Below are 2299 nucleotides of genomic sequence, written 5' to 3'. Positions count from 1 at the left end.
GCTCAAGTAGGCCCTCGTGCTCAAGTAGGCCGAAGGCCGGTAGCACACAAAGAAGGCCGGTAGCGCAAACAAAAGAGGAAGCTCGCGCGAGCCACGCGGCGGGACGATGAAGCACGACAATCCTGTCTCTGAAAGGATAGTATTTGCCGCCAATTGAGTAGGGGGAGGACCGGAATGAGTCTCGTCGCGATCTATTTGTGCTTGGCCGGAGCGGTTATTGCCGAAACCGTGGCCACCATCGCGCTCGCCGCATCGGAGAGCCTGACCAAGCTGGTCCCCAGCGTCATCTCGGTCATCGGCTTCGTCGCCGCGTTCTGGCTTTTGTCCTTCCCGCTTCGCGTGATGCCGGCGGGCCTCGTCTACGCGCTCTGGTCGGGATTGGGGATCGTCCTGATCACGGCCGTGGCCTGGTTCTGGTCCAAGCAGACGCTGGATACGCCGGCGCTCATCGGCCTGGCCTTCATTGCGATCGGCGTGGTCGTCATGAATGCCTTCTCGAAATCCATGATCCAATAAGGTGGCGGGTGTGAGGAGAATGACAATGACCATGATGAACAAAGCAATGTCGCTCACCGGCCTCGGCATCGCCGGTCTGCTGGCGGCCCCGGTTCTGGCGGAAGAGCCGATCGCCACGGCGACGTTTGTCTGCGAGGCTGATAAGTCGATCGTGGCAAAGTTCTACCCGGACGAGGTGGCGCTCACGCTCAAGGACGGGCGGAGCTTGGCGCTGCCGCAAGTCATCTCCGGCTCCGGCGCGCGCTACGCCAACGCGGACGAGAGCGTCGTGTTCTGGAACAAGGGAAACACGGCCTTCCTCACGGAAGGCTCCGACGACAACATCACCTATAAGGATTGCATCGCCGATTGACGGCCACCACGGGAGAGCGCAGGCAAAAGGCTATTGGGCCGGCGCGTCGGCGGGCTTGAGGAAGCGGTTGTAGATCCAGCCGGTGGTCCCGCTCTTGGGATCGTTGACCTGGATCCAGTTCTTGTCCCGGCCTGTCACGCGCACCTTGAGGCCGCCTTGGGCGACGTTCACCGTTTCCGATTTCTGCTCGGCGCGGGCGTGCATGTCGACAGCGGTCTTGATCTCCATCCACTCTTCGGTCGCTTGCGGCGCGTCGGCCGGCGATCCTAAGGCCATCGCGCCGTCATAAGGCTTCGTCTCGTGCGGCGGCGCGACGGCGACGGTCTTGACGGTGTTCACCTTCACGTCAGGCTCGCTCGCCGCCGAGGAGAATGTCTCCTGCTGCGCGACGGGCTCGGACTCCGCGACGGAGCCCTTCAACTCGGCGGAGGCGGACGCGGTCTCTGCCGCTGGCGCGGGCACTTCGGCCGGTGCAATCTCATTAGCGGTTGCGCCGGTCGCCCGTTCCATCCGTGCGCTCTCAACCTGCGGCGCAGGCTCGACGGGGTCGGCTATGGCGACTTGAGGCGGCGTTATGCTCAGCTCAGTCGTCGACTGGGCCAGCACGGTGCCGTCGCCTGTGATGAGTTCGACGCGCATGTTCGCCGCGCCGCCCTGCGCGGGCAATTGCATCTGCAAGCCGGCGATCTCGTCGGGGCGCAGGCTCCAGCCGGTCTCGCCGTAGGGGCGGCCTTGGGAGAACGACGCGCCTTGGGGCAGCGCGCTGACGGCGACGAGGCTGCGCTCTGGAAGTGCCTCGGCCTTGTCGATGGCGATGGGGAAGGCGATCGTCGTGCCGGCATCGGCCTCGAGGCGACCGGGTGATGAGAGCGCGACATCCGGGACGCTCGCCTCTTGCTCCGGCTCGGCCACGGTGGCCGCGGGGGACGCGCTCGTCACGGTTAGCTCCTGGACTGGCTCCTTGTCTCGCGGTGTCGTGTCCTGCCACCACAGGAAGAAAAGAAACGACAGCGGCACGACGGCGAGACCGACCAGTCCTGGGATCAGCGTGCCGATGGGCAGGCCGAGCTCTTTGAGGCGAGGGACACCGAAACGCGCCTGCGCTGCCACGTGCGCCGGTCCGTTTGCCGGCCGCGGCGGGGCAACGTCTTGTCTTGGCTGGGCGACGCTCGGGGGCGGCGAAGCGGCAGGCGCCCGGCCAGTCCCGGCGCTCGGCGGCTCGCTGAAGCGCTCAACCAGCGTCGCAATGTTGGGGCCCCAAGCCGTTGATTCGTCGGCGGGAACCCCAGATTCCTCAAAAGGCGCTTCCGGCTCCTCGAGAGGCTGAAACGCGAAATCGGATTTCCAGGCGGGCGAGTGCTGCATGGGACTCTCCGGGGGCACTCTCAAAGCGTGCCATTTCAATCACTGTCAAGCGGAATGCTTAACCCT

3 protein-coding genes are annotated in these 2299 nt (G+C 65.1%); 2 read left to right on the top strand and 1 reads right to left on the bottom strand.

Features of this window, described 5'->3' with window-relative positions; translation table 11 throughout:
• Nucleotides 1-174 precede the first annotated feature (174 nt).
• Both ACSLE4_RS10390 and ACSLE4_RS10385 read left to right on the top strand, forming a co-directional pair.
• Nucleotides 175-516, top strand: coding sequence for a DMT family transporter (locus ACSLE4_RS10390; RefSeq protein ID WP_435904384.1), 342 nt, complete (start codon nucleotides 175-177; stop codon nucleotides 514-516).
• 25 nt (nucleotides 517-541) lie between these two features.
• A complete protein-coding gene (locus ACSLE4_RS10385; RefSeq protein WP_435904383.1) occupies nucleotides 542-868 on the top strand; it encodes an MliC family protein in 327 nt (108 codons plus the stop codon).
• A 30-nt stretch (nucleotides 869-898) separates the two neighbouring features.
• Here ACSLE4_RS10385 and ACSLE4_RS10380 read toward each other — a convergent pair whose 3' ends face one another.
• On the bottom strand, nucleotides 899-1978 hold the full coding sequence (locus ACSLE4_RS10380; RefSeq protein WP_435904382.1) for an SH3 domain-containing protein: 1080 nt from the start codon (nucleotides 1976-1978) through the stop codon (nucleotides 899-901).
• Between the last annotated feature and the right edge of the window lie 321 nt (nucleotides 1979-2299).

Source organism: Methyloceanibacter sp., assembly GCF_051306395.1.
In the GTDB taxonomy this organism is placed as follows: domain Bacteria; phylum Pseudomonadota; class Alphaproteobacteria; order Rhizobiales; family Methyloligellaceae; genus Methyloceanibacter.
This window is presented reverse-complemented; position numbering and strand designations above follow the sequence as displayed.

What these genes read in the sequence shown, in the direction of transcription:
- ACSLE4_RS10385 (WP_435904383.1), top strand. Translation starts at nt 542, where the DNA reads ATGACCATGATGAACAAAGCAATGTCGCTCACCGGCCTCGGCATCGCC.
- ACSLE4_RS10390 (WP_435904384.1), top strand. Translation starts at nt 175, where the DNA reads ATGAGTCTCGTCGCGATCTATTTGTGCTTGGCCGGAGCGGTTATTGCC.